At 35.0% G+C, this 354-nt stretch carries 1 pseudogene; it reads left to right on the top strand.

The annotated features are described in order from the left end of the window. Nucleotides 1-271 precede the first annotated feature (271 nt). A pseudogene (locus B6S12_RS10925) lies at nucleotides 272-354 on the top strand (phage tail assembly protein); the annotation flags it as partial.

The raw sequence follows: 354 nt of genomic DNA, 5'->3' as shown, positions 1-354 counted from the left end.
CTATAAAGCTTTTATAGTTAAAAACCAAACACCACAAAGGAAAGAGTTGTGAAGTGTAAGTGGATTTACCATGAGCTCTTGGTGCAGCTATGGCGTGTTTTTCGCCTTTATTTTAACTTCGCAAGGGAAGTAAATTCCCTTTTGCGAGGAAGGACACAAGTGTCCTTTCCAAACCCCTAAAGGCTCCGCGCCACTTCGTGGGTTTTTACAAAGTATATTTTAGGTGTGCATAAGCATTAAAAATTAAGAATTATTTTAAAAAGGATACAAAATGAAAGAAAAAATAATTGTTTTAGAAAATGGCGAAAATTTAGTGATGAAAGAACCCAATGTGCGTGTTTTAAAAAATGCAAC

The sequence above is a fragment of the Helicobacter valdiviensis genome (genome assembly GCF_003245365.1).
Classification (GTDB): Bacteria; Campylobacterota; Campylobacteria; order Campylobacterales; family Helicobacteraceae; genus Helicobacter_D; species Helicobacter_D valdiviensis.
Note: the sequence above shows the minus strand (reverse complement) of the source record. Positions and strands in the feature narration are given on the sequence as shown.